We start from the raw sequence: 3952 nt of genomic DNA, 5'->3' as shown, positions 1-3952 counted from the left end.
AAATATAAAAAAAATACTATTCCTCTCTTATCATATTGGAAATCAACCGAAACAACTAATTTATATAAAAAATTTTTTTTAGAACAAGGTGTTTCTTTAGGTAAAAATATTAATGTTATTATTCCATTAGACTCAGATAACTCCTGCCCTTCAGATCTCTCTGATTTTATTAAAACAAATGATTATTTAATCTCTTTAACAAAAAAAGGATACCTTATTTTATTTTCAAAAAAGCCAGAAAACAGAGAATTATCTAGTCACTATATAGGATTAACACAAAAATTAAATTTTTTAGGAAACTCAATACTGAGTGATAAAAAAATCGTTCATAATATAAATAAAGAATGTGATTTCCCTGCTGATGGTACTTATGGTGTAAACTATTATAAATGTGATTTAACAGGATTAGAGGTATATTTTGGTCGGATAAAAGAAAGTATGAATCAAGAAAAAACTGATATATATCAACGTGATGGTTTCAAATTCTTTTTCACTAACAAGCAGATCAAAGAATTTAATAATGAAATGTATCTGAATATTGAAAAAAACAACAAATTAATAGATCAGCTAACAATTTATAAGCAAGAAATTTTTGAATCATACGCAGATGTACAGTATTACTATATTGATAATAACGTCAACAATATTTGGCTCTTAAATTATACTGGCGATACCGATACTCATTATGTTGAAAAATGGAGACATTATAAGGTTGATAATACAGGACATTTTAAATTATCAGAATCTATCTCTTGTAAATATAGAGACAAAAAGGGAATTGTAAAATGCAAAAACGATTAACCATATCTTTATTGATAATACATTTATTACAATAACTATTTGATGTTGGGAATATATTGATTCTAACTCCATCTAATTTAGTGAATAATGATGGCTTATTTCACCTACGCTTATATGTTGAAAACAAACATTACTGGATTAAATCAGTTGATGTTGTACACCTACAAGGCGAGTCAGGACAACTCAATACAAAGATAGATTATTGGGATAACTTTCCATTATCACTGGGCAACTTACCAGAAGCTACCGAAAAAGATACCGTATACTTTCCGCGAACATTATCAATAGACTCATTAAGTCATGATTATTCTACTATAGCCATTGATGAAAATAATGCAATTTGGGTATTTGTCACAGCAGGCAATAAGCAAGGTTCGCCAATAAAAGGGTGGGTTAATACAGCAACTGATGCCCAAGAACATATTAAACGTGTCACCCCTTGGCATTGGTCAGGGTTTAATACAATAGAAGATAAAGCTTCAGTGGGTGAAGTATCAAAGAAACTGGCTGCTATATTAGACGTAGGTGATTGTACTGAAACTATGTTGGCATTACTCCGTATTTTTAAGCAGAGTTCTATTAATATTCTTCCGCCAGAACAATTTCCTGAAGGTACAAAAAATGATATAGAAATATTGTCGTTATTATTACAAAACAAACTTAGACACCCTTTTTCCATTGAACAATATAAAGATGCTTTACGAACCAGTTGGACGGCAGAGCAAATAGGACATTTATTATTAAAATATGAAAGTGAATGGTATGCCGATGATGCTTTAAGCAAATGGAATGAGATAGATAATTTATTTGAAGATGAAAAACAACAAAAAAAGAAAGCGTTAGAAGAAGATTTACAGAAAGCAGGCATAATCAAACCTCATGAGCGTAATTATGCATTAGAAAAAATGGAAGAATCACACGAAATTGTCAAGTCAAATTGGCAAATTGAAAAAGAGCAACGCATTAAACCGTCACTCTGGTGGAAAAAAGTTGCTGAACTACAAGCACAAGAGGCACAAACCACAAATGATAACCAAACCAACAGCACAAATACACCACAACTAACCAATCTATCAACTGATGGCAAAGCATGGTTTATTCATCCAGTGGCGATGGTGAATTGTTTATTCGCAGAAGAGATAGATATTATTGTGTTTTATATTTATTGGGATGGTCGAATACAAAAATATATCCCCTCATTTATTAAAGATGAAAACAAAAATAAATATCGCTATGTGATTGTTGATGCACAAGGTGCCAAGCATAAGATTTGTGATTTGGAGTTCTTTAAAATTAAAGAAAAAGTTAAAAAAACATTTATTCCTAATGAAACCAAATATTATTTTACAACTAATGAGTCTGGTGATATTGCTTCAGATGTAAATGATGGCGACACTAAATATCGAATTATTTATGCTAATGGTGACATTGCAGAATGGGGGTTACATAGTGGATATTCCGGAAATAATAAGAATAAGCCAAACTCCTGGCGAGTTGTCAGTTCAACAAATAATGAAGTAGATTTGTTAAGAATGCCTGATTCAATAAATGAACAATATGGCAATTTCCATATTGAATATAGTTTTCATAATTCACAGCGTCGTTATGCCAATCCCAGCTTATTTGCTGCCATGTTAGGCAGTCTGGCGGTTTATAGTAAATCCGTCATCACCACTGGTAGCGCCTTTCAATGGGGCAGTTGCTTTCCAAGTGCATTACATATTAATGGTATGGCGATTGACTTTGAATACCGTTCAAGAAGTAGCCCTGGCGTTTATTGTCCGCATTCGTCTCAACAATATCAAGATGATTCAGAATTTTTAAATGCAATGCTACTCTTTTTTGATAAAGTTCGGGTTGGACAGGATGCGCATTTTGCCGAATTTAGACAACGATCCAGAGTTGTAAATGGTGGTACTTTACATGACTCCCACTTTCATGCTGACTTTTCACTATCAAAAATTGAAGAGATTAAGGAATAACTTATGAAATATTCATTTTATATTGGCATTATTTTTTCTTTGTTTAGTGCATGCTGCTATAGTCAATCCTTTGATATAGATGAAAAATATCGGGGAGATCCATTTTTTAGTAAACTAGATATGCAAAAATTAGAACAAGATTGTACTTTTCCCTTAAACTACCCAGAACTGGATTACTCAAAGCAAGTTGAAGTAAATAAACGTTGTCCGTTATATTATAATTTTAGTTCTTATTTTAGTAATGTGAATCACTTGATTGATAAAAAAACGGTGATATATCAGAAAGATGATTTAAAACTAGAATTAAATAAAGAGAGTTATCGCTATAAAGAAGATGTGAATGAATATTCAAATGGCGATGAGTATACTGGTGAAAAATTAATTTTATCCCTAATCAAAAATAATGAAGTTAAAGATAAAATAACCCTTGCTAATAAGTTTACTAATGAAACTACTTTACTTTCAGTTGGTTATCGATATTACTACTTCGCACCAAGTGGCGATATTTATACTTTATCCTTAATCGAAATGGATGATGGGATCTTCCCTCAAATATGGATGCATTATAAAATTGATGAAAAAAATTCAAAATTTAATCTAGTGCAAATATATCATCGCGGTTATCAAATTACTTATCCTGATAATTTAACGATATTACCCAATCCCTATAGAGACGAACATTATAAAAAAAGTGAATTTGACAGATGCTTAAAAGACCCATACAAAGAAGATTGTTCTTTAAAATATGTAGAAGATGTTTATCGTTATTATCTCCAGCAATTAAAACAGAAAACCGGACAACTAGCCCAAAAAGCTAATACAACTAAAAATTTATTTACTCCACTCAAAAAGAAACGGGATAAATTATGTTTAGATAAAAATACTTTGATAGGTAACGGTTACTTATTTCCATATCTTGATTATAGTGAGCTTACTTTATGTGAGATAAAACAATTAAAGCAAGATATAAATAGTGTCAAAAAAGAGTTAGCTAAATAGTACAGGAGGGAATAGATACAAATAATGTGCTATATAAAATTAATTAAATTTGTATTTTGAAGGGATTAAGGAATAACTTATGAAATATTCATTTTATATTGGCATTTTTTTTTATTTATTTAGTACATATTGTTATAGCCAATCCTTTGATATAGATGAAAAATATCGGG

The 3952-nt window shown here is 30.6% G+C and carries 3 protein-coding genes; all 3 read left to right on the top strand.

The window, feature by feature from the left end; genetic code table 11:
* The coding region (locus A9G11_RS14320; RefSeq protein ID WP_176701230.1) for a hypothetical protein at window positions 1-801 on the top strand (801 nt) is incomplete at its 5' end.
* 56 nt (window positions 802-857) lie between these two features.
* Window positions 858-2783: a hypothetical protein gene (locus A9G11_RS04310; RefSeq protein ID WP_065618296.1), complete on the top strand. Its 1926-nt coding sequence runs from the start codon at window positions 858-860 to the stop codon at window positions 2781-2783.
* A gap of 3 nt (window positions 2784-2786) precedes the next feature.
* Complete coding sequence (locus tag A9G11_RS04305; protein WP_065618295.1) at window positions 2787-3782, top strand: hypothetical protein; 996 nt, start codon at window positions 2787-2789, stop codon at window positions 3780-3782.
* Window positions 3783-3952: the final 170 nt, after the last annotated feature.

Origin of the sequence: Gilliamella sp. wkB108 (assembly GCF_001690195.1) — a bacterium.
Classification (GTDB): Bacteria; Pseudomonadota; Gammaproteobacteria; order Enterobacterales; family Orbaceae; genus Gilliamella; species Gilliamella apicola_L.
This window is presented reverse-complemented; position numbering and strand designations above follow the sequence as displayed.